This is a genomic window from Rhodovastum atsumiense (assembly GCF_937425535.1).
GTDB lineage: Bacteria > Pseudomonadota > Alphaproteobacteria > Acetobacterales > Acetobacteraceae > Rhodovastum > Rhodovastum atsumiense.
The window spans coordinates 3973290-3999876 of the sequence record NZ_OW485601.1; the positions used below are offsets into that span (position 1 = coordinate 3973290).

21 protein-coding genes are annotated in these 26587 nt (G+C 68.5%); 14 read left to right on the forward strand and 7 right to left on the reverse strand.

All coding sequences use genetic code 11. The features are described from left to right. Positions 1-82 precede the first annotated feature (82 nt). The 8 genes from NBY65_RS18055 (at position 83) to NBY65_RS18090 (ending at position 9233) form a co-directional block, all read left to right on the forward strand. On the forward strand, positions 83-2023 hold the full coding sequence (locus tag NBY65_RS18055) for a methyl-accepting chemotaxis protein (protein WP_275266309.1): 1941 nt from the start codon (positions 83-85) through the stop codon (positions 2021-2023). A gap of 282 nt (positions 2024-2305) precedes the next feature. After that, positions 2306-4831 (forward strand): arylsulfatase, encoded by a 2526-nt coding sequence (locus tag NBY65_RS18060; RefSeq protein WP_150041780.1) that lies wholly within the window; start codon positions 2306-2308, stop codon positions 4829-4831. A 51-nt stretch (positions 4832-4882) separates the two neighbouring features. Beyond that, on the forward strand, positions 4883-5722 hold the full coding sequence (locus NBY65_RS18065; protein WP_150041779.1) for a DUF2092 domain-containing protein: 840 nt from the start codon (positions 4883-4885) through the stop codon (positions 5720-5722). 13 nt (positions 5723-5735) lie between these two features. Beyond that, positions 5736-6416 (forward strand): RNA-binding protein, encoded by a 681-nt coding sequence (locus tag NBY65_RS18070; protein WP_162530627.1) that lies wholly within the window; start codon positions 5736-5738, stop codon positions 6414-6416. Between the two features lie 61 nt (positions 6417-6477). Continuing rightward, complete coding sequence (locus NBY65_RS18075; RefSeq protein ID WP_150041778.1) at positions 6478-7128, forward strand: MarC family protein; 651 nt, start codon at positions 6478-6480, stop codon at positions 7126-7128. A gap of 41 nt (positions 7129-7169) precedes the next feature. Beyond that, positions 7170-7541, forward strand: coding sequence for a hypothetical protein (locus NBY65_RS18080; RefSeq protein ID WP_150041777.1), 372 nt, complete (start codon positions 7170-7172; stop codon positions 7539-7541). A gap of 167 nt (positions 7542-7708) precedes the next feature. Beyond that, positions 7709-8392 carry a DUF3313 domain-containing protein gene (locus NBY65_RS18085; RefSeq protein ID WP_150041776.1) on the forward strand — a complete coding sequence of 228 codons (684 nt, stop codon included), beginning with the start codon at positions 7709-7711 and terminating at the stop codon, positions 8390-8392. Then, on the forward strand, positions 8322-9233 hold the full coding sequence (locus tag NBY65_RS18090) for a bestrophin-like domain (RefSeq protein ID WP_456312632.1): 912 nt from the start codon (positions 8322-8324) through the stop codon (positions 9231-9233). Before NBY65_RS18085 ends, NBY65_RS18090 begins: the two co-directional genes overlap by 71 nt. A gap of 9 nt (positions 9234-9242) precedes the next feature. On the opposite strand, the gene NBY65_RS18095 is transcribed toward NBY65_RS18090, so the two are convergent. After that, positions 9243-9533 (reverse strand): hypothetical protein, encoded by a 291-nt coding sequence (locus NBY65_RS18095; protein WP_150041774.1) that lies wholly within the window; start codon positions 9531-9533, stop codon positions 9243-9245. A gap of 207 nt (positions 9534-9740) precedes the next feature. On the opposite strand from NBY65_RS18095, the gene NBY65_RS18100 reads away from it, so the two are divergent. Beyond that, on the forward strand, positions 9741-10610 hold the full coding sequence (locus tag NBY65_RS18100; protein ID WP_150041773.1) for an isocitrate lyase/PEP mutase family protein: 870 nt from the start codon (positions 9741-9743) through the stop codon (positions 10608-10610). Between the two features lie 43 nt (positions 10611-10653). Here the strand turns inward: NBY65_RS18100 and NBY65_RS18105 are convergent, their stop codons facing one another. Further along, positions 10654-11583: a LysR family transcriptional regulator gene (locus NBY65_RS18105; RefSeq protein WP_150041772.1), complete on the reverse strand. Its 930-nt coding sequence runs from the start codon at positions 11581-11583 to the stop codon at positions 10654-10656. 92 nt (positions 11584-11675) lie between these two features. On the opposite strand from NBY65_RS18105, the gene NBY65_RS18110 reads away from it, so the two are divergent. Next, the gene (locus NBY65_RS18110) at positions 11676-13172 is read left to right on the forward strand and encodes a CoA-acylating methylmalonate-semialdehyde dehydrogenase (protein ID WP_150041771.1); all 1497 of its coding nucleotides are present in this window, start codon (positions 11676-11678) and stop codon (positions 13170-13172) included. A 56-nt stretch (positions 13173-13228) separates the two neighbouring features. On the opposite strand, the gene NBY65_RS18115 is transcribed toward NBY65_RS18110, so the two are convergent. Next, positions 13229-13708, reverse strand: a complete 480-nt coding sequence (locus NBY65_RS18115; RefSeq protein WP_150041770.1) for a hypothetical protein — start codon at positions 13706-13708, stop codon at positions 13229-13231. Between the two features lie 50 nt (positions 13709-13758). Beyond that, entirely contained in the window at positions 13759-14538 is a 780-nt protein-coding gene (locus NBY65_RS18120) for a hypothetical protein (protein WP_150041769.1), read from the reverse strand. Positions 14539-14931: 393 nt separating this feature from the next. Here NBY65_RS18120 and NBY65_RS18125 point away from each other — a divergent pair, with 393 nt between their 5' ends. Beyond that, on the forward strand, positions 14932-18654 hold the full coding sequence (locus NBY65_RS18125) for a C2 family cysteine protease (RefSeq protein ID WP_203330535.1): 3723 nt from the start codon (positions 14932-14934) through the stop codon (positions 18652-18654). 63 nt (positions 18655-18717) lie between these two features. On the opposite strand, the gene NBY65_RS18130 is transcribed toward NBY65_RS18125, so the two are convergent. Together NBY65_RS18130 and NBY65_RS18135 are read right to left on the reverse strand one after the other, a co-directional pair. Next, positions 18718-19884 (reverse strand): OmpA family protein, encoded by a 1167-nt coding sequence (locus tag NBY65_RS18130; protein ID WP_150041768.1) that lies wholly within the window; start codon positions 19882-19884, stop codon positions 18718-18720. Between the two features lie 5 nt (positions 19885-19889). Continuing rightward, positions 19890-21017 (reverse strand): AraC family transcriptional regulator, encoded by a 1128-nt coding sequence (locus NBY65_RS18135; RefSeq protein WP_162530626.1) that lies wholly within the window; start codon positions 21015-21017, stop codon positions 19890-19892. A gap of 419 nt (positions 21018-21436) precedes the next feature. Here NBY65_RS18135 and NBY65_RS33845 point away from each other — a divergent pair, with 419 nt between their 5' ends. Further along, positions 21437-22492 (forward strand): hypothetical protein, encoded by a 1056-nt coding sequence (locus NBY65_RS33845; protein ID WP_284347515.1) that lies wholly within the window; start codon positions 21437-21439, stop codon positions 22490-22492. A 13-nt stretch (positions 22493-22505) separates the two neighbouring features. Here the strand turns inward: NBY65_RS33845 and NBY65_RS18145 are convergent, their stop codons facing one another. Continuing rightward, positions 22506-24002 (reverse strand): methyl-accepting chemotaxis protein, encoded by a 1497-nt coding sequence (locus NBY65_RS18145; protein ID WP_150041765.1) that lies wholly within the window; start codon positions 24000-24002, stop codon positions 22506-22508. A 331-nt stretch (positions 24003-24333) separates the two neighbouring features. On the opposite strand from NBY65_RS18145, the gene NBY65_RS18150 reads away from it, so the two are divergent. Together NBY65_RS18150 and NBY65_RS18155 are read left to right on the forward strand one after the other, a co-directional pair. Next, the gene (locus tag NBY65_RS18150) at positions 24334-26292 is read left to right on the forward strand and encodes a sensor histidine kinase (RefSeq protein ID WP_150041764.1); all 1959 of its coding nucleotides are present in this window, start codon (positions 24334-24336) and stop codon (positions 26290-26292) included. After that, positions 26201-26524, forward strand: a complete 324-nt coding sequence (locus tag NBY65_RS18155) for a response regulator (RefSeq protein WP_239002848.1) — start codon at positions 26201-26203, stop codon at positions 26522-26524. Before NBY65_RS18150 ends, NBY65_RS18155 begins: the two co-directional genes overlap by 92 nt. Positions 26525-26587: the final 63 nt, after the last annotated feature.

Here is a 26587-nt window from a genome sequence, read left to right on the forward strand (position 1 = left end):
ATGGGTTCGTTTGACGATGTTTCTGCGAAATCTCAACGTTCTCCAGCGGCTTGCCCTGATCATTTCCATTCTGTCCGTTGCCATGGTCGTGGTCGGGGGGACCCAGCTCCTGGTCCTGCGAAACACGGTCATAACGGAACGACAGGACAAGGTTCGCGAAATGGTGGAGGCGACGAGGTCGATGCTCGCCGCCTTCGCTGCGAGGGCGAAAACGGGTGCCATCCCCGCCGAGGCAGCGCGGCAGCTTGCCTTCGAGGCGATCGGCGCGATGAGGTGGGGGCAGTACAACGATTATGTCGGCATCTATGGGGCAGGCAGCGGCGATGCCGGCGTCACCTACGTGCATGCGAACCCGAAATTCATCAACGTCAACCGCTGGGATTTCAAGGACGGCCAGGGCCGGTTCGTGGTCCGTGACATCGTCGCGGCGGCCCGCGCCGGCGGCGGCTATGTCACCTATTCCGTGCCGCGCGCGGGCGGCGGGGCGGAGCTGGAAAAGCTGTCCTACGTGGGCGCCTTCGGCGACGGCGAGGGGCGGCTGGCCATCCAGGCCGGCGTCTATACCGACGACATCGACACCACGGTGTTCGGCATCGCCATTTGGGTGGCCGTGGGCGGGCTGGCCGGGCTGCTGGTCGCCGGGCTGATCGCGCTCGGCGTCGGCCGCGGCATCTCCCGGCCGCTCGACATCCTGTGCGAGGCCATGAACCGGCTGGCGGGCGGCAATCTTGCCACCGAGATCCCCTTCACCACGTACCGCAATGAAATCGGTCACATCGCCCGCAGCCTGACCTCCTTCCGCAACAGCCTGGAGGAAGCCGAACGGCTGCGCGCGGCGCAGGCAGAGGAACGCGTGCGCGCCGAGGCGGAAAAATGCGCCGCTCTGACCGGGATGGCCGACACGATCGAGGCCGAGACTTCCACGGCGCTGGTGGAAATCGGCCGGCGCGTCGATGCGATGACCGGCACCGCCGGCGAGATGCAGGCCTCCGCCGCGCGCACCGGGGCCGCCGCCAGCGGCGCCGCCGCCTCGGCCAGCGAGACGCTCGGCATCACCCAGACCGTGGCCAGCGCCGCCGAGCAGTTGTCGGCCTCGATCCGCGAGATCAGCCAACAGGTGGCCCAGTCGACCTCGGTGGTCGCCCGCGCGGTCAAGGCCGGCGATGCGACCCGTGGCTCGATGGAGACGCTGAACCAGAAGGTCGAGCGCATCGGCGCGGTCGCCGGGATCATCACCGACATCGCCGCCAAGACCAACCTGCTGGCGCTGAACGCCACCATCGAGGCGGCCCGCGCGGGCGAGGCCGGCCGTGGCTTCGCCGTGGTCGCCGCCGAGGTGAAGCAACTGGCGCTGCAGACCGCCCGCTCGACCGAGGAGATCACCAGCCAGCTCGGCGAGATCCGCACGGCGACCGATGCCTCGATGACGGCGGTGCGCAGCATCGAACAGACCATCCGCGAGGTGGAGGACATCGCCGGATCGATCGCCGCGGCGGTGGAGGAACAGGGGGCGGCCACGGCCGAGATCGCCCGCAACGTCGGCAATGCCGCGACCGCGGCGCACGCGATGTCGGGGCGGGCCGCGGAGGTCTCGACCGAGGCCACCGAGACCGATCGCAGCGCCGCGGCGGTGCAGGGCCACGCGGGCGCGCTGGCCGTGGCGATGAGCGAACTGCGTCATTCGGTCATCCGCGCGGTGCGGACCTCGACGGCGGAGGTCGATCGCCGCGGCGATCCCCGTCTCAAGGTGGAATTGCCGGCCCGCTTCGCCGTCGGCGGCGCGGCCGGGCTGCCGGTGCAGGTGGTGGACATCTCGATGGGGGGCGCGAGCCTGGCCTGCGGGCCATCGGTGGCGGCCGGTGCGCATGGGACGCTGGGGCTGGAAGGTTTCGGCATCAGATTGTCCTGCCGGGTGCTTGCGGCCGACGAGACGGGGATCCACCTGGCGTTCGATCGCGATGACACGACGGCGGCAACGCTGCGTGGCGTGCTGGATCGGTTGGGCCTGGGCAGGGCGGCCTGACGCGCGGGGCGCTGCCCCGCCCCCGCCAGGGGCTCCGCCCCTGGACCTCGCCAAGGGCTTCGCCCTTGGAACCCGATTTCTTCAGTGCCGCGCAGCGCTTTTGGGCTTGGGCCGCGAAGCGGACCAAGGGGGCCTTGTGGCCCCTGCTGGGTCCAGGGCAAAGCCCTGGCCTTTCCTTCCTCGCTTCATCGCGTCCGCCGTAATGCCGGAACTGCATAGACAGCCACGCCCCCGGCCCCGCACGGTCTGCCGCCAGGAACGTAACCGTGGAAAGGCATTCCCATGGCAGTTGCCGCTGCCGGGCCGAGTCTTCGGCCCGCGTGGTTTCTCCTCGCCTGGTTGCTCGGCCTCTTCCTGATTGCCGGTGCACAGGCGCAGCAGATCACCGGCGTGCCGGGCGCGCCGGACACGACCACCACGATCGACGGCCGCACCTTGCCGCCGCCGCCCCAGCCCTTCATCGGCGAGATCCAGTTGAACGCTGCCCAGTCGAAGCCGGCCTGGCCGGCGCGGGTGGTGCCACCGAAGGACGCGCCGAACATCCTGCTGATCATGACAGACGATGTCGGCTTTGCCGCGCCTTCGACCTTCGGTGGGGTGATCCCGACGCCGACGCTCGACCGCATCGCGAACGAAGGGTTGCGCTACACCAATTTCCATTCGACCTCGTTGTGCTCGCCGACGCGGGCGGCGCTGATCACCGGGCGCAACCACCATTCGGTGGGCTTCGGCGTCATTTCCGAGGCGGCGTCTGGCTTCCCCGGCTATGACAGCCTGATCGGCCGGGACAGCGCGACGATCGGGCGGATCCTGCTGGAGAACGGCTACCGCACGTCATGGTTCGGCAAGGACCACAACACGCCGACCTGGACCGCGAGCCAGGCCGGTCCGTTCGACCAGTGGCCGACGGGAATGGGCTTCGAGTATTTCTACGGTTTCGTCGGCGGCGACGCGAGCCAGTGGCAGCCGAACCTGTTCCGCAACACCACGGCCATCTATCCCTACGTGGGCAATCCGAAATGGAACCTGACCACCGCGATGGCCGATGACGCCATCCACTGGCTGAACGAGCTGAACGCCATCAATCCCTCGCTGCCGTTCTTCCTGCACTACGTTCCGGGCGGCACCCACGCGCCACACCACGCGACGCCGGAATGGATCAAGAGGATCAGCGACCTGCACCTCTTCGACAAGGGATGGAACGCGTTGCGCGAACAGATCTTCGCCAACCAGCAGCGGCTCGGCGTGATCCCGTCGGAGGCGAAGCTGACGCCCTGGCCGGATGATCTGCTGAAGAAGTGGGACACGCTGAGTGCCGAGGAGAAGAAGCTCTTCATTCGCCAGGCCGACGTCTATGCCGCCTACCTGGCCTATACCGACCATGAGATCGGCCGCGTCATCGACGAGGTTGCGAAGCTCGGCAAGCTCGACAACACGCTGATCATCTACATCAGCGGCGACAACGGCGCCTCGGCGGAAGGCTCGCCCAACGGCACGCCGAGCGAGGTGCTGCAGTTCAACGGCGTCGAGCTGCCGGTGGCCGAGCAGATGAAGTGGTACAACGCCTGGGGCAGCCAGGAGACCTATAACCACATGGCCGTGCCCTGGGCCTGGGCCTTCGACACGCCCTACAAGTGGACCAAGCAGGTTCCGTCCTTCTTCGGCGGCACGCGACAGGGCATGGCGATTTCCTGGCCGGCGCAGATCAGGGACAAGGGCGGCATCCGCTGGCAGTTCCACCACGTGATCGACATCGTGCCGACGATCCTGGAAGCCACCGGCATCACCGCCCCGGAGACGGTGGACGGCATCGCCCAGAAGCCGATCGAGGGCGTCAGCCTGGCCTACACCTTCGACAAGGCCAAGGCCGGGGCCGACTCCCCGCATCACCTCCAGTATTTCGAGATGATGGGGGTGCAGGGCCTCTACGACGACGGCTGGATGCTCAGCGCCATCCCGGTCCGCCCGCCCTGGGAACTGGTCGGCAAGGCGATCCAGGATCCGGCCAGCGCCTACCGCTTCGAGCTGTACGACCTGCGCCACGACTGGACGCAGTCCACCGACATCGCCGGATCGAATCCGGAGAAGGTGCGGGAACTGACCGACCTGATGTTCGCCGAGTTCTCGAAATACCAGGTGCTGCCGCTGGATGCCTCGGTGGCGACGCGCATGGTCTTGCCGCGCCCCTCCGTCTCGGCCGGCCGGCGGGAATTCGTCTACCATGCCCCGGTCGGCGGCATCCCGCGCGGCACGGCGCCGAGCCTGCTGAACACTTCCTACACCATCCGGGCGGAGATCGTCGTGCCGCCGGGCGGCGCCGAGGGCGTGATCGTCACCGATGGCGGGCGGTTCGGTGGCTACGGCCTGTATTTGCTGAAGGGCAGGCCTGTGTTCCTGTGGAACCTGCTCGACCTCAGGCGCGTGCGCTGGGAGGGCAAGGACGCGCTAGCGCCGGGCCGGCACACGCTGGAATACGACTTCCAGTATGACGGGCTTGGCTTCGCGACGCTGGCCTTCAACAACCTCAGCGGCCTCGGTCGGCCCGGCACCGGGACGCTGAAGGTGGACGGCAAGGAGGTCGCGACGCACCGGCTGGACCGCACAGTGCCGATGACGCTGCCCTGGGATGAAACCTTCGACATCGGCCAGGATACCGGCACGCCGGTGGATGACCGTGACTACCGGGTGCCCTTCGCCTTCACCGGCCGGATCGAGACGCTGACCATCACGGTGGATCCGCCGAAGCTGACGCCGGAGGACGTGCAGAAGCTGCAGGCCGCCCAGCGCGCCAGCCAGGACGCGAACTGACGGACCGGTTGCGCCGCGACATCCGCTCCACGGGCTGTGGGAGACGCTTCGATGAGACTGTCCCTCATGACGTCATCGTGCCTCGGCGGCATGCTGCTGCTGCTTGCCGTGCTGCCCGGCGCGATGGGCGGGGCCGCGCGGGCGGAGCAACCCGGCGCCACCGACAAGGCGGCGCCGGATCCGATCGAGCCGAAGGCCATCGCCATCCTCAAGGCGTCCTGCGACGTGCTGGCGGGGGCGAAGACGCTGGCCTTCACCGCGCTCAACACCTACGAGAAGGCGGCGCGCAACGGCCAGCCGCTGTTCTACACCACGCTGAACCAGGTGACGCTGCAACGGCCCGACAAGCTGCGGGTGATCACCCCCGGCGACGGCATCCCCGATGAATTCTACTACGACGGCAAGACCATCACCGCCTATGTCCCCTCGGAGAATCTCGCCGCGCGGGCGGAGGCGCCGTCCACCATCGATGCGATGCTCCCCGCCGCCTGGGACCGCGCCGCCATCTACTTCCCCTTCGCCGACCTGATCATGTCGAAGCCCTGCGCGGTGTTCGAGGAGCACGGGCTCAACTCCGCCTTCTATGTCGGGCAGTCGAAGGTGGTTGCCGGCACCACCACCGACATCGTCGCGGTGGCCGGGGACAACGTGCAGGGCGAGATCTGGATTGGCGCCCACGACCACCTGCCCCGGCTGGTGCGCGTCGTCTATCCGCACGAGCCGGCGCACGCGCTGTACCAGACCGAATATTCCAACTGGCACATCAACCACCTCGTCGGGGCCGGCGCCTTCGCCTCGGCGCGGGCGGAGAAGGCACGGGAGATGCCGTTCCGGCCGCCGGGCGCGCGCGCCCGGCCCACCGGCGAGGCGGCCCCCACGCAGAAACCCTGAAGAGGAGAGCACCATGAAGGCGGTTCTGCTGGCGAGCGCTGCCATCCTCGCCGCCCTGCCGTGCCCGCCGGCACGCGCCTGGTTCCATGGCTATTCCGGCGGCGGCTGGTCGCATGGTGGCGACGCGGGCGGATGGAGCCATTCCACCTCCGCGGCCGGCGGCAACGTGTCGCATTCCAGCGATTACGGCGGCTGGAACCACAGCACCCAGGTCAGTGCCAGCGGCGTCGCGCATGAAAGCGACTACGGCGGCGCCTGGCACGGCAGCGCCGCGAATGCGGGCGGCGCCTACCATGCCAGCGACTACGGCGGCTATTACCACGGCACCGCGACCGGGCCCGGCGGCACCGTTCACACCGGCTATTACGGCACCAGCACCTCGTCCTCCGGTGCCTATTACCACCAGCCGGCGGCGGTGAACTATTACGGCAACTCCTGCTACAACTGCAGCAGCGGCGGCGGCAGTGGTTGGGGTGCCGCCGCGGCCGGGGCGGCGGTGGGCGTGGCCGCGGGGGCGGCCGTGGGGGCCGCGGCCACCAGGGCCGCTTATGCCGCGCCGCCGGCCACCTACGCGGTGCTGCCCGCCGGCTGCGTCTATCAGGCTTCCGCCCAGGCCTATGCCTGCGGCGGTACCTGGCTTTCCCCGGCCTATGGCGCGAACGGGCTCTATTACCAGGTCGTGCCGGGGCCGTGACGCCGGGCCGATATGATCCGGGCAGGATGCCCCAACCGATCATCGCTCATGGGGAAACGCGATGAACCAGTCCACGGCCCTTTTCGTCGGTACCTTCACCACCCTGCTGGCCATCATCAATCCGCTCGAGGCGATGCCGGTGTTCCTGAAGCTGCTGGCGAACAAGGACAGGGGCACGCATCGGCGGGTGGCGCGGCTGTCCTGCTTCTATGCCACGCTGCTGCTGTTCTTCTTCCTGGTGTTCGGCACGCTGATGCTGAAGCTGTTCGAGGTGCCGCTCAGCATGGTGCGGATCGTCGGCGGCATCGTGCTGATGCAGATCGGCTTCTCGCTGTTCATGCCGTCGGGCAATGCCGGCGCCATGGCCGGCGGCCCGGCCGGCAAGGACGAGGACATCGCCTTCGTGCCGCTGGCGATGCCGCTGATGTTCGGCCCCGGCGCGATCGCCACCGTGCTCGGCATGGCATCGCAGGTGCAGCGTCCGCTGGAAGACCTGTTGCCGCTGGGCGCGATCACCGCCGCGATCCTGGCGACGATGGTCGTGACCTACCTGTTCCTTGCCTATGCGGGGACCATCGTGGACCGCATCGGCGCGCGCGGGATCGACGCGGTCACGCGCATCGTCGGCTTCTTCGTCGCCGCCATGGGCATGGGCCTGATCTTCCATGGCCTGGACCAGGCGATCCACGATTACGGCCTGGTGCGGCCCTGAGTGCCGTAGCGACCAGGCCAGGAGGATCAGGAGTGGCCGCCATGCAGCGTCTTGCGCTGACCCTGTCGTTGCTGCTGCCCGCCACCGCCTGCAACAGCCTGCCGCCGGCGACCGCGGCGCAGGTCGCCGCCTGGCAGGGCACCTATTCGGGAGAGGCGGTCATCAACGACGCGGCCCTGCCCGGACCGGTGTGCCAGCCCCGCGTGGCCATCGCCGATTTCCGGGTGGTGGGCAACCAGGTCGAGTTCGGCCTGTTCAACGGGACCATCCGCGATGACGGCAGCGTCCAGATGGTCAATCGCCAGGTCTGGATCATGGGGCGCTTCGAGGACGGACGGTTCGTCGGCAGCATGATCGTGCCGCCGACGGAAGTCTGCCGCTACCAGGTCCTGCTGGAACGCGGCGCCGCGTGACCGGCAGGTGTGTCCGTGCCGTCACGCCCGTGGGATGGCCTGGTACCGCATGCGGCGCAAAGGCCACACCTTGCCAAAACTGCATAGCCTGGCGCGGGCCGGCAGCGTCCTATGGCGCGGCGGCACCTGCCTGCCGCCAGCCCAATGCTGCAGGATGAGGGAACCCCATGCGCGTTACCGCCCGTGCCGTGATCATGGCCTCGGTGCTCGGCCTCGTCGCCGGATGCGCCAATACGCGACCCCAGGCGCCGCCGGGCATCCCCGAGGCGTCCGCCATGGCACCGAGCAGCAGTGTCGCGGGACGCCTGACCTGGATTGCCCAGGATGCCAACTTTGCCAAGTACACCAGCATCATCATCCCGCCGGTGACGGTCTATGACGGCGCGGACGCAAGCTGGGGCGACACCTCGCCGGCGGATCGCGCGACGGTGGCCGCCTACATGCAGCAGCAATTCACCCGCGCCATCGCCAAGCAGTACCCCATCGTGACCGCGCCCGGCCCGACCACGGCCCGCGTGCAGTTCCAACTGGTGGGGATCGAAAGCAACGTGCCCGTCGCCGCCACCGTGTCGCGGCTGGTGCCGGCCGGGCTGGTCGCCAATATCGCCAGCCAGGCCGCCGGCCAGCCCGGATCCTTCTCCGGCTCGGTCACCTACGCCGCGCTGATCTACGATTCGACCACCAACCGGCTGATCGCCGCGGCGGTGAACAAGAAGTTCCCCGAGGCGCTCAACATCGGCGCCACCTTCTCCACCGTCGACGCCGCCAAGGCCGGCATCGATGAAGGCGCGACGCAGCTCGCCCAGGGCATCCAGATGCTGCGCTCGGGGCGGGCCCGCACCGGATCGTAACCGTCTCCTGCGACGAAGCGCCCTCCGCCGGGGGGCGCGGCAGGGGCTTCATGCTCACTTCTCAGCCAGGAGGCGTTGCATTCACGAGATCATCATTTCCTGCCTGACCTTCGTCAGCGCCTTCGGTGCGGCCCTGGTCGGCCTGGTGCTGCGCCGGCGCCTGCCCGAGCATCATTTCGAGGACCACCCCCGCGACGTGGGGAAACTGGTGATGGGCCTGGTGGCCACCCTCGCGGCGCTGGTGCTCGGGCTGCTCATCGCATCGACGAAAAGCTTCTACGACACCCAGACCGCGGAGCTGCAAAGCCTGTCGGTCAAGATCGTCGGTCTCGACCGCGTCCTGGGCGAATACGGGACCGCCGCCGGGCCGGCGCGCGCGGAGCTGCGGCGGGTGGTGGAAGAGGGCTACCGGCGGCTCGCCGGTACCCCCGACGCGGCGAGCATCCACCTCGCGCGCGGGGAGGCGGCGCCGGCGATCATCGCCATGCGGCAACTGGTGCGGGCACTGCCGGCCGAGACCGATGCCCAGCGCCAGTTGCGCGGCAGCGCCGTGCAGCTTGCCGGCGAGATCGTCGACACCCGCCTGTTGATGAGCGAGCAGGTCAATGCCTCGCTGAACTGGCCCTTCGTGCTGGTGCTGGTGTTCTGGATCAGCGTCCTTTTCCTGGGCTTCGGCCTCTATACGCCGGCCAACGCGACGGTCGTGGCCGCGCTGCTGATGGGGGCGGTGTCGGTGGCCAGCGCCATGTTCCTCATCGACGAGATGAGCCGTCCCTATGAGGGGCTGATCCGCGTCTCGGCGGCGCCGCTGCAACTGGCGCTGATGCAGATGGGGCAGTAGTCGGGGGCTCTACCGGCTTCCCCCCGTTCCGAAGGGAATCCGCAGCAGGATGCCGGGAGATTTCCGCGCGGGCTGCTCGGCGGGGATCGGAAAGTAATACGGGCTTTCCCCCTTGGGTGGCACGTAGGAGGCGCCACTGTGCGGATCAAGGCCAACGGAGCCCAGGGACATCGTGACATGACGGCCCCCGGGCAGCCCGACCTGCCCGAGCGGCAGATCGGGACCGTCCCTGTCGCCTGCCAGCATGATCACCGCACCGGCGAGGCCGAGCATCAGGGCCGTGGCGTGGCGGGCATGCATCCGATCATCTCCTTCACGGGTGCGGGTGAGGCCGGGCGCTGATCCACCGTACGCTTGCGGCGTTTTCTGCCGCCAATTAATCTGGAACCAGACGCAGTCCGCCAACACAAGGCGGTCATCTTGCGGCGCCATGCGACGGCGGATGACGGCGCGCCTGTTCGTCCAGTGCCTGTTTGCGAAAAGCCAAGAAACCCGAAGAAGAAAGCCATGAACCGATCCGCCCGGTTCAGGAGCCTCATCCGTGCTCCTGAAATCCTGCAACTGCCCTGCTGCCATGACGGCCTGTCGGCCCGCGTCCTGGAGCAGGCCGGTTTCGAAGCCATCGGCTGCGCCGGGTACGGACTGTCCGGAAGCCTGCTCGGCATGCCGGACATCTCGGTGCTGTCGGGACACGAAATGGTCGGCCAGTACCGCAATGTCTGCGCCTTGGTGAACATCCCGGTCTTTGTCGACATCGACACGGGATTCGGCGACGTCAACAACGTCATCCGCGTTGTCCGCGAGTGCGAGAAGGCCGGGGCCGCCGGCCTGTTCATCGAGGACCAGACCTATCCCAAGCGCTGCGGCCACATGGCGGGCAAGTCCGTGGTCACGGTCGAGGAGTACTTGCCGAAACTCAAGGCGGCGCTGTGGGCACGGGAGAATCCGGACTTCGTCATCACCGCGCGCAGCGATGCCCTGGCCGTGCACGGCATCGAGGAAGCTCTGTACCGGGCCAGGCTGTACGCCGGGACCGGTGCCGACATGGTCTTCGTGGAAGCCGTTCATACGACCGAGGAGATGAAGGCCGTCAATGCGACGCTGGCCGCGCTCGACACGCCGAGCATGGCCAACATGATCGAGGGCGGGCAGACGCCGCTGCTCGGCGCCGCCGAGTTGCAGCAGCTCGGCTACAGCGTGGTCGCCTATCCCTGCGGTTCGGTGTTCACCGCGGTGAAGGCGCTGCGGGAATGGGCCGCGCATCTGAAGCGGCACGGCACCAGCACGGAGTTCCTGCCCCATATGCTGAGCTTCGATGCGTATTTCGAGTTCATCGGGGCGCAGGCCATCCGCGACCGGGAGAAAACCTTCCTGTAGCAAGGCGTTTCCCTCGGGGCCGGGGCGCGTGACGCCCCGGCCGTCAGACCGCGTCGCCCGCCGTCAGGCCCGCCCGAGGCAGGAAACGCGCCGAGGCACGACGGACTTCCTCGGCAATGAAGGTGGCGGTGACCTGGATGCGCGCCAGGTCGCGCATGTCGCCATGGATCATCATCCAGAACGTCCGCAGCAGCCGCACTTCGTCCGGCAGCACGCGGACGAGATCGTCCTCGCCGTCGGCGAGGAAGCATGGCAGCACGCACAGCCCGGCGCCGGCCCGGGTCGCCTGCATCTGCGCCAGCAGGTTGGAACTGCGGATGCGGGGCGCGATGGCCCGTGAGATCGACGGCACATAGTCGAGTTCCGGCGCGAAGATCAGGTCCTCGATGTAGCCGATGAACGGCCTGCCGGCGAGATCGTCGGCCCGGGCCACGTCCCGCCAGAGCGCCGCGTGCGTGCGGGCGCCATAGATCCCCAGTTCATAGTCGGTCAGCCTGCGCGCGTGCAGCCGCCCATGCGCGGGGCAGGACAGGCCGATGGCGATGTCGGCCTCCCGCCGCGACAGGCTGAAGCTGCGCGGCGTGACCACGAGATGGATGTCGAGATCGGGATGCGCCTGCGCGAGCCGGCCAATGGCCGGTGCCAGGATGGCGGTGCCGAACCCGTCCGGCGCACCGATCCGCACCGCGCCCGAGACCTGCATCCGGCTGTCCGCGACATCGGATTGGATGGCGAACACCGTGCTTTCGATCTGTTCGGCCTGTTGCAGCAGCCGCTCGCCCTGGGCCGTCAGCGCGTAGCCGGAGACGCGGCGGTCGAACAGCCTCGCCCCGAGCGCCGCCTCCAGTGCCGCCAGCCGCCGCCCCAGCGTGGAGTGGTCGATCTTCAGTTGCCGGGCGGCGCCGGTCAGCCGGCCGGTGCGGGCCACGGCCAGGAAGGACTGCAGCAGATCCCAGTCAAAGGGCGGCGACATGCGAATCCATGCACAGCGGGGGTGGCAAAATTCCCATATCCTGGGGCAAAATTCCATGCAACGTCATGCTCAAACGACAAAGGGAGGCAACGATGCGCGAAATCGGGCATTTCATCGGCGGCCGTCACGTGGACGGCCGCAGCGGCCGCTTCGCGGATGTCTACAATCCCTCGACCGGGGCGGTGCAGGCGCGGGTGGCGCTGGCCAGCGCCGCGGAACTGCGCGCGGCGGTGGAGAATGCGCGGGCCGCCCAGGCCGGATGGGCGGCGCAGAACCCGCAGCAGCGCGCCCGCGTGCTGATGAGGTTCCTCGAACTGGCGCGGCGCGATTTCCAGTCGCTGGCCGAGCTGCTCGCCAGCGAGCACGGCAAGACCATCCCCGACGCCAAAGGCGACATCCAGCGCGGTCTGGAAGTGGTCGAGTTCGCCTGCGGGATTCCGCACCTGCTGAAAGGGGAATTCACCGATTCCGCCGGCACCGGGATCGATGTCTATTCGATGCGCCAGCCGCTCGGCGTGGTGGCCGGCATCACGCCGTTCAACTTCCCCGCCATGATCCCGCTGTGGAAATGCGCCCCGGCGCTGGCCTGCGGCAATGCCATGATCCTCAAGCCGTCCGAGCGTGATCCTTCGGTGCCGGTCCGCCTCGCCGAGCTGTTCCTGGAAGCCGGCCTGCCGCCGGGCGTGCTGAACGTGGTCAACGGCGACAAGGAAGCGGTCGATGCCATCCTTGATGATCCCGACATCCGGGCGGTCGGCTTCGTCGGCTCCACCCCGATCGCGCAGTACATCTATTCCCGCGCCGCCGCGACCGGCAAGCGCGCGCAGTGTTTCGGCGGCGCCAAGAACCACGCCATCGTCATGCCGGATGCCGATCTCGACCAGACGGTCGATGCGCTGATCGGCGCCGGCTACGGCTCGGCCGGCGAGCGCTGCATGGCGATCTCGGTCGCCGTGCCGGTCGGGCGCGACACCGCCGACCGGCTGGTCGAGAAGCTGATCCCGCGTGTCCAGGCCCTGCGCATCGGCCCTTCCACCGACGAAAGCGCGGATTACGGCCCGCTGGTCACGCGCGCGGCGCTGGAGCGGGTGTGCGGCTACATCGATCTCGGCGTGCGGGAAGGTGCCACGCTCGCCGTCGATGGCCGCGGCTTCCGGCTGCAGGGCTATGAGGACGGGTTCTACATCGGCGGCAGCCTGTTCGACCACGTGACGCCGGCGATGCGCATCTACCAGGAAGAGATCTTCGGCCCCGTGCTCTCGGTGGTGCGCGCCGGCCAGTACGAGGATGCGCTGGCGCTGGCCTCCGACCATCTCTACGGCAACGGCGTCGCCATCTTCACCCGCGATGGCGACGCCGCGCGCGACTTCGCTGCCCGCGTCAATGTCGGCATGGTCGGCATCAACGTGCCCATCCCGGTGCCCATCGCCTATCACACTTTCGGCGGCTGGAAGGCGTCGGGCTTCGGCGACCTCAACCAGCACGGCCCGGATTCAGTCCGCTTCTACACCAGGACCAAGACGGTCACCTCGCGCTGGCCCTCCGGCATCAAGAGCGGCGCCGACTTCGTGATCCCGACGATGCGCTAAGCGGACGCGGAGGAAACCCCAGGCCGGGCGGCATCGATCCGCCCGGCCTGCGTACGTCAGGTCATGCGGATGCGCATGACATCGGCGCCGAGGCTGAGCATCAGCCCCTCGCGCTTGGCGCGCACGCGCATGATCACGCCGGATTCGTTCTCCAGCAGCAGGTCGCCACCGCTCTTCTGGCCGGCGGCGAAGCCGTAGCGGAGCTGCCCGTAGGCGCCGGGGAAGTGAAGGATGTTGTTCAGGCGGTAGACCCAGCCCTCGGCCTCGACTTCCGACAGCCCGACGCCGCCCACGCCCAGGCCGCCGACATCAAAGGGATAGGACTGGCCACGGTACAACAGCGTGCCCTTGCCCGCGGTGCCGCTGCCGATATAGGCAGCCTGGAATTCCCGCATGTGGATTTCGCCGTCCGGCATCATCCCCTCATAGGCTTCCGGCGGCATGCCGCCGCCGCTGCAGGCGGAAAGCAGGGAGGTGCCGCCAAGCAGGATCAGGCAGTCACGCCGGTGCAGGCGCAGGGTGTCACGGCTGGTCATGGGATGAACCCTTTCAGCTGCGAATGATGGGGACTCATGGCGGGGCCGGGTCAGAACCTGGCCTGCAGGCCCAGCACCGGGCCATAGAGCAGGTTGTCCCACTTGAAGAAGCTGCGCCCGCTGCCGCTGCGGTAGTACTGCGAGAACGCACGATAGCCGGCAAAGACCGTGCTGGGAACATGAAACATCTCGAAGCGGTAGCCGATCAGCCCGGTGACGTTCCAGGAGAATTGCGAGCCCACGCCGAAGCCCCCGACATCCCCGCGCAGCGACACCTCCATCCGCTCGGTCATGTCGGCCCGCAGCCGTCCGCCGATGAAGGGATCGACCCATTCGCGGCTCTTGCCGAAGGTCGGGCCGAGGGCGAAGGACAGGCTGGGATCGATGTAGGTGTAGCGGCCGCCGCCGAGCAGATCGAGCTCCCAGGGCCGGGCATGCGGCCCGTAGACCCCCTCGCGCGCGCGCCAGAGCAGGCCGAATTCCGTGTACAGCAGGTTGTCCACGTTCTTCGCCGCGATCGCGCCCGATGATTTGAATTCCAGCTTCATCCAGATGGGCTCGACGAAGATGCCGATCCTGTCCTTCCAGGCCTCGGCATGGCCCATGTAGCCGAACACCGAATCCGACTTGCCGAGGATCTCGGTGAAGCTGGCGTTGGTGGGCGCGTTGATGCCGCGGATGGTGGTGGTGCCGCTGATGCTCGGCAGCCAGATCAGGGCGGTGAGGTTGAACTGCCATCCGTCCGTGGGCGTGGCGGCGGCCTGCGCCCGCGCCTCTCGCGGCATCACCGCGCAGGCCAGGCCCAGGGCCAGCAGAAGCGGCATGCGCATCAACGGTACTCTCCGACGGACTCGGTGATGGATCGTTCGACCGTCCGCACATAGATCGGCGCGGCCGGGCGCACTATGCAAATCCGGCAGGTTGGTCACGCCGGACCCGCAAACGGGTACGGGAGGGACGCCTGCCACCTGCGCTGGACAGCTGGTCCCGCTGGCAGGGGAATTCGCCCGGCGCGATTTCCCCTGCTGCCGGTTCCACGGCCCGTGCAGGGCCGGCGCCTGAAGCCGCCGTGCCGTGCCCAGGCGAAATATTTCACGAATAGCAAGTTTCCCTGCGAGGAATATAGATTTTTACTATGTCGTCTTGACGAAAACGTAATTGTAACAGTATGTATTCGCTACGGGCGCAGAACGTGCCATTCCCTATTCAATGGCGAGGGTGGCGTGACGTTCCAAACCGAAGAGCGCTCGATTCCGGTCAACCCGACGGCAGGCGTGTCGGACGATCCTTCCTGGGGGTGGCAGGATGGTTTCAGTGCGGCCGGCCTTCCCGCGGGTCTCACCGCCGCCACCGCCGTGCAGGCGACGGGGGGCGGCGCTGCCGTGTCATCCCTGGCCGGCGCCCCTGCCACGTCATCGACCCTGACGACCAGCGGCGGTTCCATCGCCTACACGTCGGCTTCATGGATCGTCTCGCTCGGTGACCCGGTGATCAAGGCCGACATGACGACGGCCTCCGCCGACGGCGTCGTCACCGAGGTCGAGATGGCCCGGCTGTTCACCGACCTCGTGACCGCATTGGCCAGCAGTCACACAACGCTCTCGTCCAGCCAGTTCGCCGATCTCAGGACGATTGCCGCCAATCTCAACGTTGGCGAATCCGCCTCGTCCTATGTGAGCTACCTCACCAACGCGCTGGTTCTCGGCAATGCCGCGAACGCGAAATGGACCGGTGGCGGCACCACCGCGACGACGCTCGGCAATCTCGCTGTCGGCAGCACGGCCGACCAGTTGTCCAGGCTGACCGGCAAGTGGTTCCTCGGCACGGATCTGCCCAGCAGTACCGTGTCAGTCAGCGGAACCAGCTTCACCGTGACGTATTCGGTCGTCCAGAAGCCGCTTTACGGCAGCGGCGGCCCGAGCGTGAACGACATCAACCAGGGGCGCCTGGGCGACTGCTACCTGCTGTCCTCGCTGGCGGAAGTGGCCTGCCGGAATCCGTCGATCATCAACGACATGATCACCGACAACGGCAACGGCACGTATGGCGTCCGGTTCTTCGCCAATGGGGTCGCCCAGTACGTCACCGTCGCCAACACGCTCGCGGGCGGCGGAACGGTCTTCAACAGGGGAACCGCGCTCTGGGGCAGCCTGGTCGAGCAGGCCTTCGCGCAGTTCCAGGCCAGCGGCATCACGACCGGCAACTCGGCCTACAACTACGGCAATTCGTTTTCCTCGATCGGCAATGGCGGATTCGTCGCCAACGCGCTGGAGGCAATCACCGGCGCGACCAGCATCACCAATTATTACGCGGGGAATGGAAGCTGGGAAAAGGATGTCCTGAATGGCTCTCTGAACTGGCAGAACAGCACGTATAATCTGAGCTCGGCCTCGGTGCTGTCCGCCATTGCGGCTGCCCTGGCCAATGGCAACGACGTCATCCTGTCCTCGTATACCGATGCGTATGACAGCTCCGGCCGGCAGACCCTGGTGGCCAGCCATGCGATGTCGGTCTACGGCTACAACAGCAGCACCCAGATGCTGCAGATCCGCAATCCCTGGGGGAGCGTCAGCTACGGCCAGACCTGGAACACGACGTTCGAGGTGAGCCTGTCCACCCTGCTTGCCGCGGGTGACGTCATTACCATCGACAACGTGGGCGGCGGTGCCGGCCCATCGAACGTCGTGACGAATGCGCTTGTCTCCGCCGCCGCCGGGCTGCAGGCGAATGCGCAGGTTGCTTCGTTCACCATCGCGGACACGGCGGCCAACGTGGTGGCCGGGTTGTCCGCGCTGGCCGGCGATACCAAGCTGAGCGCGATCACGCTGACCGATGCCACCACGCCGTCGCTGACCCTCACCAATGCCGCCTACGCCGCCGGCAGCGCGGTCCTGGCCAAGATCACCAGCGGCTTCACCCTGACGGTGACCGGCGCCACGGTGGCAGGCGCCGCGGCGCTGCAGGCCAACGCGAAGGTGACGTCCTTCACCGTCAGCGACACCGCCGCCAGGGTGGTGGCCGGCCTGTCCGCGCTGGCCGCCGATGCCAAGCTGGGCGCGATCACGCTGACCGATGCCAGCCGGCCCTCCCTGACGCTCACCGGCGCGGCCTACACCGCTGGCAGCGCGGCCCTGGCCAGGATCAGCAGCACCTACACGCTCGTGGTGACCGGCGCCACGGTGATAAGCGCGGCGGCGCTGCAGGCCAACGCGAAGGTGACGTCCTTCACCGTCAGCGACACCGCCGCCAACGTGGTGGCCGGGCTGTCCGCGCTGGGGGCCGATACCAAGCTGGGCACGATCACGTTGACGGATGCCAGCCGGCCCTCGCTGACGCTGACCAGCGCCGCCTTCGCTGCCGGCAGCGCGGCCCTGGCCAGGATCAGCAGCACCTACACGCTCGCGGTGACCGGCGCCACGGTGGCAGGCGCGGCGGCGCTGCAGGCCAACGCGAAGGTGACGTCCTTCACGGTTGGCGACACCGCCGCCAACGTGGTGGCCGGGCTGTCCGCGCTGAAGGCCGATACCAAGCTGGGCGCGATCACGCTGACCGATGCCGGCCAGCCATCGCTGACGCTGACCAGCGCGGCCTATACCGCCGGCAGCGCGGTGATCGCGAAGATCACCGGCAGCTATACCCTGGCAGTGACCGGCGCCACGGTGGGGACTGCCACGGCGTTGCAGGGCAATGCCAAGGTGACGTCCTTCACGGTCGGCGACACCGCCGCCAACGTGGTGACCGGCCTGTCCGCCCTGGCCAGCGATGCCAAGCTGAGCGCGATCACGCTGACGGATGCCGGCCGGCCCTCGCTGACGCTGACCAGTGCCGCCTTCACCGCAGGCAGTGCGGTGCTGGCGAAGATCACCAGCAGCTACAACCTGACGGTGACCGGGGCCACGGTGGGGACCGCGGCGGCGCTGCAGGGCAATGCCAAGGTAACGTCCTTCACCATCGGCGACACCGCCGCCAACGTGGTGGCCGGGCTGTCCGCGCTGGGGGCCGATGCCAAGCTGGGCACGATCACGCTGACGGATGCCGGCCGGCCCTCGCTGACGCTGACCAGCGCGGCCTACAGCGCCGGTAGCGCGGTGCTGGCGAAGATCACCAGCAGCTACACGCTCGCGGTGACCGGCGTCGCGGTGGCGAATGCCACGACGCTGCAGGGCAATGCCAAGGTGACGTCCTTCGCCATCGGCGACACGGCGGCCAACGTGGTGGCCGGGCTGTCCGCGCTGAAGGCCGATACCAAGCTGAACGCGATCACGCTGACGGATGCCGGCCGGCCCTCGCTGGCGCTGACCAGCGCGGCCTACAGCGCCGGCAGCGCGGTGCTGGCGAAGATCACCAGCAGCTACGACCTGGTGGTGACCGGCGCCTCGGTGACGAACGCGGCGGCGCTGCAGGCCAACGCGAAGGTGACATCCTTCACCCTCAGCGACACGGCGGCAAACGTGAAGGCGGCGCTGCCTGCCCTGAATGCCGATACCAAGCTGACACAAATGACCATCGTCGGCACGGCCGGGGCCGACACGCTGGACCTGACCAATTCCAGGGTGGCCGCGACCATCAATCTCGGCAACAACACGGCCCTGGTCAGCGCGGGGCTGGGTTCACCAAGCCTGACCTTCGCCACTCCCGGCGACAGCATCAGATTGGGCAGTGCCGCCGAGGTGATCAACTACACGCTGGCCTCGAACGGGGGCATTGAAACGATCGCGAATTTCCAGTTCGGGGTGGACCAGTTGGTGCTCAACCTCAACGGCGCCAGCGCCAGCGTGCTCAGGACCGCCGACACGCTGGTCAACGGCCAGCACGCGGTGACGATCTACGGCGGCACCTCGCCGACCGCCGGCGTCGTGCTGACCGGCCTCGACAGCAGCATGACGGCAAGCATCCTCAGGTCCGGGCACACCAGCATCGCCAACGGATACGTCACGATCACCTGACCCCGCCACGCGGGAGGGGGCGTGTGCTCCCTCCCGTGCAGGCGGTCCCGTCAGGACGGAGGATTATTTCAGCACGATTTCCACCCGGCGGTTCTGCGGCTCGCGCACGCCCGGCGCGGTCGGCACCAGCGGGCGGCTGAAGCCGAAGCCCTGGACCGCGATCGCCTGGCGCGGCACGCCGTTGCGCACCAGTTCGGCGGCGACGTTCTCGGCCCGGCGCAGCGACAGGGCCTGGTTGTACTGCGCGGTGCCGGTGTGGTCGGCATGGCCCGCGACCTCGATGCGGGTGTATTGCACGCGCGTCGAGTTCTGCGCTGCCTCGGCGATGATCTGGCGGGCGCGGTCGGTGAGGTCGGCGCGGTTCCAGTCGAAGAAGACCAGGTAGGTGCGCGACGGCGCCGGCGTCGGGGCCGCGACCGGCGCGGGCACGGGCGGGGGCGGCGGCGGCGCGGCGCCGAAGCGATAGCGCAGGCCGACGCTGAAGGTGTAGTTGTAGTTCTCGGCCGTGCCGACCACGAGCGGGCGGTTGATGGCGAGGCCGCCACCCAGCGCGGGGCCGGAATAGGACGCGCCGTAGTTGCGATGGCCGGTCAGCCCGAGGAAGCGGAAATCGGCCACCAGCGCGAGCCCCGGCACCTGCCGGATCGGGAAGTCGGCGCCCAGGATCGCCTGGTAGGCGAAGCTGCTCTGCGTGTTGTTGGTGGAAAGCCCGGCGTTCAGGCCGAGCAGCGGCGAGGGGTTGGCGTTATTGGCGTTCCAGACCGACCAGATATTGCCGATGCCCCCGCCGAGATACGGATAGATCCAGTCCTGGCCGATGTCGAAGTCCCACAGCACGTTCACCATGACGCCGTATTTCTGTTCGTTGCCGTTGCCGGTGAAGTTCGTGGTGCGGTAGACGCTGTCACGCAGGCCGGAGCCGCTGAAGGCGTTGTAGAGGTAGTCGCCTTCCAGTTCGACGCGCGGGCCGCCGAAGTCGGTCAGGCGGCCGAAGCCCCAGCCGACCGCGGCGCGGGCCGAAGCGCCGGTGGACATGCCGATATGGCCATCCAGGCGCTGGCCGCTGAGCGGAATGGCCACGCCGGGGCCGACCGTGACCGACTTGATCGTCTGGTCGGACATCACGTTCACGCCGCCCAGGGCCGAGATATAGAGCCCTTCGGCGGGTTGTGCCTGTGCCGCAACGGGGATTGCCAGCGAGCTCGCAAGCAGCGCCGCACGGATCTTCATTGTTTTCATCTCCTGCGGAGGGGGGAAGCCGCCAGCGGTGCGGGCGGCGGTGACAGTCGGGTTCCAAGGGCGTTGCCCTTGGTGGGGGGCCAGGGGGCAAGGCCCCCTGGTGGGCTTGGGTCGCGAAGCGAACCAAGGCTGCGAAGCGGGCCGATGGGCAACGTCCCGGTCGATGCCGGGTTTGTCCGGAGCGGGACGGAGCAGCGACTGCCCGCCCCGAACAGGGCCAGGATGCCCTCGGCCTCGGCGTCGTCGCCGGAACGCTTCAAGGTCACCGAGGGGCTTTCGCCGAACAGCGTCTTGTAGAGCACGGCGAAGCGTCCGAGTTCGGAAAACCCGTGTGCCAGCGCCATGCCGGTGACGTTGTGCCGGTCCGGATCGGCCCGCGCGAGGGCGTGGCGCACCAGGGCCATGCGCCGGCGCAGCACGTACTGGGTCGGGCCCATGCCGGTGAAGGCGTGGCAGCAGGCGCGCAGGGTGCGTCCGGCGACCCCGGTCGCGGCGGCCAGGTCGGTCGCGGTCAGCGTGCCGTGCGCGGCGGTGAGGATGATCGCTTCCAGCCGGTCCATGAGGGCCTTGCGGCGGATGCGCGAAAGCGGCGGTGGCGCGGGTGCGGTCAGGCAGGCCTGCAGCGCCGCGAGCAGGGGCGCTTCGGGCAGGTGGGGCCGGGTGCCGCCGGCCTCATCCGGGCCGGACGGGACCAGCCTTGCGTGCAGCCCGGCGAGGGCGGCGAGGGCGGCGGGCGGCGGGGTGAACGGCACGACGTCGCGCGGTGCCGCGCGTTCGGTGGCGGCGAGGATGGCGCTGACCGGGCAGGACGGGGCGGGGGCGAGCGTGATCGCCGCCCAGCCGCCCGGGCCGGGCATGCGCAGGGTGAAGTGGCTGGCGCGGCCGCAGGCGAGAAGGGTGCCGGGCGGCTGCATCGTGCCATCCACCTGCGCCGGCGCGCCGGAATCGATGCGGAATGCGAGGTGGAAGTGATCGTCCGGCAGATCGATGCGGGTGATGTGGCCCAGATCGGTCCAACCGTACAGCAGCTTCATCCGCCGGCCGACGAGGCTGCTGACCGCGGCGGAGAGGCTGGCCGCCAGCGTCGCCCCGACGGGGGGGAACCCAGGCGACGCGTCTGGCACGGCAGGCTGCGAGGCCGCGGACCCAAGCATGCTGTTCGCCCCTCTTTCCTTGTTTCAGGCGCGGCAACGTCATGTAACGATTCGGTGTTTGGGTTTTCTGGAACGGAATGAAGAAAATCGATATTTTCAGGTCATTTTGATCAACCGCAGGAACTCTACTGAAATCCTTGTGAAGACCAGGAGAACAACCGATGGTGTTATGAGTCTGACTTTCTGAAACCAAATAATACGTGCGCGATATTGTAGCGATACTGTTGGTTGTCTGGCAATTGGCCGGGGGGATCTTTGCGGGCACGAGTGGCATTTCCGCCATAGCAGGTTGCTCCGCGGCATCGCCCGACGATGACGTACCCCTGTATTGCGGCTGCTCCATGCCTGGGGCGTGATGAATCCCGGTCCGGAAACAGGGAAGGGAGTCGATGCGTGCGCTGATTGCATGGCTTTGCCTGCTGCTGGCGGTGCCGGTCGGCACGCCGGCGCGGGCCGAGTTCCGCCAGCATCCCGGCCTGTGCGCGGCCTCGGTGGCGCTGGCCTGGCCGGAGGACGGATTCGCGGGGATCCTGGTCGCCAGCGCGACGGAGGGCCGGCTGCGGCTGCTTGCCCCGGCGGGCGGCGCGGCGCCGCGCCTGCTGGGCGACGACCTGGGCGCCTTCCTGCGCCAGGGCCGGCGCGGGCAGGAGGCCGGGCTGCGGGCGGGGGCCTGGCTGGGCGGGCGGATCTACTGGATCGGCCGGGCCGGCGCGGCCAGGCGTGGCGGCAAGGGGGGACAGCAGGCCACGCCGGACCTGCTCTTTGCCACGACGGTGCGGCGCAACGGCGACGGGGCGGTGGTGCTGGCGCCGCTCGGCCTGCCGCTGGAACTGCAGCCGGCCCTGGCACGGGCGAGGCTGGGGGAGGACGACGGCGAGCCGGACACCACCGAGGCGGAGCTGCAGGGGCTGGTCGTCGCCGGGTTGGTGGCAGGGCCGGGCGGGGCCTCGCTGCTGCTGGTGCTGCGCCAGCCGCAGCATGAGGGGCGGGCGGCGCTGCTGCCCTTCGTGAACCCCGTCGCGGTGGTCGAGCAGGGGGCGGAGCCGGTGTTCGGCGAGCCGTTGCCGCTCGACCTGGGCGGGATGGAGATCCGCGCCATTGTCCATGCGCCGGCGCGCGGCGAGTACGTCATCCTCGCCGGCGCCGATCCCGCCGCGCCGCGTGGCGAGGCCGAGGCGACGGGGCGGCGGCGCTCCGGCCTGTTCCGCTGGTCGGGACGGCCGCAGGAACGGCCGGTGCCGCTGGCCGGGACGGCGCCGGCGCTGGCGGGACTGCACGACCTGCCCGGCGGCTTCGTCCCGGCGGCGCTGGTCGTGCATCCTTCCGGCCGGCAGGCGCTGCTGCTGGGCGACGACACCGAGCGGGAGATGCGGCCCGGCCTGCGCTGCCGGCAACTGCCGCCGGCGCGACGGCACCTGCGCAGCGTCGTGCTCGACCTGCCGTAAGGGCTGCCGGGAATCAGGCCGCCAGTTCCTCCGACATGCCCTGGACCTTGCGGGTGAAGGCGTCGGCGGTCCTGGTCGCCTGGGCGATCTCTTCCATGTTGCGGCTGATGCCGCCGACCGCGTCGGCGGCGGAATGCATGCTGGACGAAATGTCCTTCACCACCGCGTTCTGCTGTTCGGCCGCCCCGGCGATGGCGGCCGAGATGTCGTGGAGGCGGGCGATGATGCGGCTGATGGTGTCGATCGCCGCCACCGCGTCGCCGGTGACGCGCTGCACCTGGGCGATCTGGCCGGCGATCTCCTCGGTCGCCTTCGCGGTCTGCGCCGCCAGCGTCTTCACCTCGCCCGCCACCACGGCGAAGCCGCGGCCGGCTTCTCCGGCGCGGGCGGCCTCGATGGTGGCGTTCAGCGCCAGCAGGTTGGTCTGGCCGGCGATCTCGCTGATCAGCCGCACCACTTCCCCGATGCGGTCGGCCGCCTCGGAGAGATGCGAGACGATGGAACTGGTGCGCGCCGCTTCCTCCACCGCCTGGGAGGAGACGCGGGAAGCCTCGGTGGTCTGGCGACTGATCTCCGCCACCGAGGACACCAGTTCCTCCGCCCCCGCCGCGACCGCCTCCACGCTTGCCGTCGTCTCCATCGAGGCGCTCGCCGCCCCGGCCGCCTGGTCGGTGGCGGTGGAAATGGCACGGGTGATTTCCCCAAGCCCCATGCTGACGTCCTGGCTCAGCCGGGCGCGGCGGAGGCGGTCCTCGACCTGGGCAGTGATGTCGGTCGCGTATTTCACCACCTTGAAGGGACGGCCGTCCGGATCGGGGATCGGCGTGCAGGTGGCATGGATCCAGACCTCCCGGCCGCCCTTGCCGATGCGGCGGAACTCGCCGGCCTGGTGTTCGCCCCGGCGCAGCCTGTCCCAGAACTGCCGGTACGCCTCGCCCGCGCGGTCCTCCGCGGCGACGAACAGGCTGTGGTGGCGGCCCCGGATCTCGTCGAGCGTGTAGCCCAGGGCGGCGAGGAAGTTCCGGTTGGCGGTGAGCACCCCGCCGTCGAGGTCGAACTCGATCACCGCCTGGGTCTGGCCAATGGCGTTGATCTGGCCTTCGTGATCGGCGTTCAGCAGCTTCGCCGCGGTGATGTCGGTGGCGATCTTCATGATCTTGCAGGGACGGCCGTCGCCCCGCAGGACCGGATTATAGGAGGCCTGCAGCCAGATCTCGCGCCCGCCCTTGGCGAGCCGCTTGAACTCGCCGGCCTGGTACTCGCCGCGATTGAGCGCCTCCCAGAACCGCCGGTACTCGCCGCTGTCGCGGTGTCCGGCGGGAACGAACAGGCTGTGGTGGCGTCCCTGCAGCTCGGCCAGCGTGTAGCCGAGCACGGCAAGGAAGCGGTCATTGGCCGAGAGGATCGTGCCGTCCAGGGCGAACTCGATCATGGCCTGGGAGCGATCGAGGGCGCGCAGCTTCGCCCGGTCGTCCTGCGCACGGCGCGGGCGATACCATTCAGTGAGCATCGGAGCCTCGGTTGGGGATTTTTTAACGATCGGACAGGTCGTTTCTGATGTGTAATCGTCGCGCCGGATGTCTTAAGAAGTCGTTACCGACCATTTTCATCCGGAACCTGGCGGGAGGTCCCCGAAGCCTGTCGCCGCGGCGGGCGGACGGGCGCATGAACCGGGATTCCCCGCCCCGGCGCGGGCCGCACATCAGATACTAAAGCATCCGATAATAAAGCGTCCGAGACTAAAGCATGGATCGTGCTTGCCAGATAGTCTTATACATTATAAAGTAAATACTGCGTTGAAATCATTTCGCGTTTTGCAAATATTCATGACGGGGGAAATCATGCGGCCGATACCCCGGACTGGTTTGCGGTTCGGGATTGGCGGCGCACCGGAGCGCGCAAAAGCCAGGATCCTGCAGGCGGCCTCATGGCTTTCCGCGGCATGGCCGCATTTCACGCTGCGGCGGCGGGTCGCGCTGATCGTCTTCGCGACCTCGGCGCCGTTGCTGCTGTTCAACCTGGTCGGTGCCGTGCAGTTGTTCGAGCGCAACCGCGCAGAGGCCAGGCAGCAGGCGCTCTACATCGCCCGCACGGTCGCGTCGGTGGTGGAAAACGACCTGCGCGGGCGGCTGGGCGTGCTGGAGGTGCTGGGCACGATGGAATTCCTGCGTGCCGGGAATTTCGACCGGTTCCGCGAAGTGGCCATCCGGCTTGTGCGCGAGCGGTTCACCGCCCAGGACGACATCTTCGTCATCCGCGCCGATGGCCAGCAACTGGTCAACACCGCCGTGCCGGCGGGCAAGCCCCTGCCGATGACCCGGAACACGGCCTTCCTGACTGCGGTGCTGCAATCGGGCCGGCCACGGATTTCCGACCTGATCATCGGCACCGTTTCCCGCAAGGCGATCTTCAATGTCGGCATTCCGGTCCGCACCGCCGGCGGCGACGAGCTGATGCTCGCGATGAGCCAGCAGGTGGCGTCCTTCGATGCGAGCCTGCGCCGGTATCGTCCCAACGAGCGCTGGGCCTTGTCGGTGCTCGACGGCAACGCCGTGTGGATCTCGCGCGTGCCGGCCCTGGAGGGGCTGGTCGGACGGGCGGCGCCCCAGCCTTTGCCAAGGGAGATCCAGCAGCAGCAGGAGGGGATTTTCGAGGCCGACATGGCGGACGGGACCCCGGGCTACGTTGCCTTCGCGCATCTCGGCGAACCTGCCTGGATCGTCACCGCGGCGGTGCCGCGGCGCGATGTCATCCTGCCCGCGCTCTGGGCGGCGGCGGTGGATGTCACCTGGACCCTGGCCTTCCTCGTGCTGGGGCTGGTGCTCGCCACCGCGGTCTCGCACAGCATCACCGCGCCGCTGATGCGCCTGCGCCGCTTCGCCACCGCCCCCGAGCGCATCATCCGGGATCCATCGGTGACCGTGACCGGGTTGCCGGAAACCGATGAGGTGGCGAAGGCCCTGTTCCTCGAGACGCGGCAGCGCATAGAGGACCAGCGCCTGCTGCTGCAAAGCGAGCGGCGGCTGCAACTGGTCATCCGCGAACTCAATCACCGCGCCAAGAACGCGCTCACCACGGTGCAGGCCCTGGCCTACCAGACGGCGCGGTCCGGCTTCGGCGAGGAGACGCGGCGCTTCGTCGCGCTGTTCTCCGACCGGCTCGGATCGCTCGCCGCCGCCCATGACCTGTTGACGGCCCATGCCTGGGACGCGATCGGCATCGAGAAGGTGGTCAGTGCCGGCCTCGCGCCGTGGATGGGCGGCGGGGCGGGCGGACGGATCATCCTCACCGAGGCCGCATTGCCGGTGATCGCGCCGCGGCAGGCGCAGGCCCTGATGCTGGCCTTTCACGAACTCGCCACCAATGCCACCAAATACGGCGCCCTCTCGGTGCCCGAGGGGAGCGTGGAGGTGCGGGCGCATGTCGAAGGCGCCCAGGCCTCGGTCGAGTGGATCGAGCGCGGCGGCCCGCCGGTCCCCGGCCCGCCGACGCGCAAGGGTTTCGGCACCCATCTCATGGAAAAGCTGGTTCGTCGTGACCTCGGCGATGATGCCGCCGTGACCAGGCGCTTCGAGCCGTCGGGACTGGTGGCGTGCTTCCGGTTCACCCCCGTCGTCGACTCCAGTGTCGTCGAGCCCAGCAACGGAGAGTCCCATGGCGACCAGGCTGCGCTGCCTCGTGGTGGAAGACGAGGCGATGATCGCGGACATGCTCGAGGAATTCCTGAACGAGATCGGCCACGAAGTCGTTGCCTCGGCTGCGACCTTCCCAAGTGCGGTGATCCTTGCACGCGAGAGTGAGTGCGATGTCGCCATCCTCGACATCAACCTGAACGGAGAGCCCAGCTACGCGATCGGCGATATCCTGCGCGAGCGCGACATTCCCTTCATGTTCGCCACCGGCTACGGTGCCGGCGACCTGCCCGGGCGCTTCGCGGCGGTGCCGGTGCTGACCAAGCCCTATCAGATCGGCGTCCTGTCGAAGGCGATCGAGAATTCGGCCAGGGCGGCCGGCGGTCCCCCGGCTGCGTGAACCGGCAGGTGCGGGGCGGACCACGCCCCGGGCCTGCGGCGCATGCACTTCATCTTGTCTTGC

Bases quoted from the DNA above. Each gene is read 5' to 3' on its own strand.
- NBY65_RS18120 (WP_150041769.1), bottom strand. From the start codon at position 14,538: ATGCGCATGCCGCTTCTGCTGGCCCTGGGCCTGGCCTGCGCGGTGATG.
- NBY65_RS18090 (WP_456312632.1), top strand. From the start codon at position 8,322: ATGAAGGCGCGACGCAGCTCGCCCAGGGCATCCAGATGCTGCGCTCGG.
- NBY65_RS18080 (WP_150041777.1), top strand. From the start codon at position 7,170: ATGCAGCGTCTTGCGCTGACCCTGTCGTTGCTGCTGCCCGCCACCGCC.
- NBY65_RS18115 (WP_150041770.1), bottom strand. From the start codon at position 13,708: ATGACCAGCCGTGACACCCTGCGCCTGCACCGGCGTGACTGCCTGATC.
- NBY65_RS18145 (WP_150041765.1), bottom strand. From the start codon at position 24,002: ATGCTCACTGAATGGTATCGCCCGCGCCGTGCGCAGGACGACCGGGCG.
- NBY65_RS18075 (WP_150041778.1), top strand. From the start codon at position 6,478: ATGAACCAGTCCACGGCCCTTTTCGTCGGTACCTTCACCACCCTGCTG.
- NBY65_RS18065 (WP_150041779.1), top strand. From the start codon at position 4,883: ATGAGACTGTCCCTCATGACGTCATCGTGCCTCGGCGGCATGCTGCTG.
- NBY65_RS33845 (WP_284347515.1), top strand. From the start codon at position 21,437: ATGCGTGCGCTGATTGCATGGCTTTGCCTGCTGCTGGCGGTGCCGGTC.
- NBY65_RS18130 (WP_150041768.1), bottom strand. From the start codon at position 19,884: ATGAAGATCCGTGCGGCGCTGCTTGCGAGCTCGCTGGCAATCCCCGTT.
- NBY65_RS18100 (WP_150041773.1), top strand. From the start codon at position 9,741: ATGAACCGATCCGCCCGGTTCAGGAGCCTCATCCGTGCTCCTGAAATC.
- NBY65_RS18055 (WP_275266309.1), top strand. From the start codon at position 83: ATGGTCGTGGTCGGGGGGACCCAGCTCCTGGTCCTGCGAAACACGGTC.
- NBY65_RS18105 (WP_150041772.1), bottom strand. From the start codon at position 11,583: ATGTCGCCGCCCTTTGACTGGGATCTGCTGCAGTCCTTCCTGGCCGTG.
- NBY65_RS18110 (WP_150041771.1), top strand. From the start codon at position 11,676: ATGCGCGAAATCGGGCATTTCATCGGCGGCCGTCACGTGGACGGCCGC.
- NBY65_RS18155 (WP_239002848.1), top strand. From the start codon at position 26,201: ATGCTCGAGGAATTCCTGAACGAGATCGGCCACGAAGTCGTTGCCTCG.
- NBY65_RS18085 (WP_150041776.1), top strand. From the start codon at position 7,709: ATGCGCGTTACCGCCCGTGCCGTGATCATGGCCTCGGTGCTCGGCCTC.
- NBY65_RS18070 (WP_162530627.1), top strand. From the start codon at position 5,736: ATGAAGGCGGTTCTGCTGGCGAGCGCTGCCATCCTCGCCGCCCTGCCG.
- NBY65_RS18095 (WP_150041774.1), bottom strand. From the start codon at position 9,533: ATGCATGCCCGCCACGCCACGGCCCTGATGCTCGGCCTCGCCGGTGCG.
- NBY65_RS18060 (WP_150041780.1), top strand. From the start codon at position 2,306: ATGGCAGTTGCCGCTGCCGGGCCGAGTCTTCGGCCCGCGTGGTTTCTC.
- NBY65_RS18150 (WP_150041764.1), top strand. From the start codon at position 24,334: ATGCGGCCGATACCCCGGACTGGTTTGCGGTTCGGGATTGGCGGCGCA.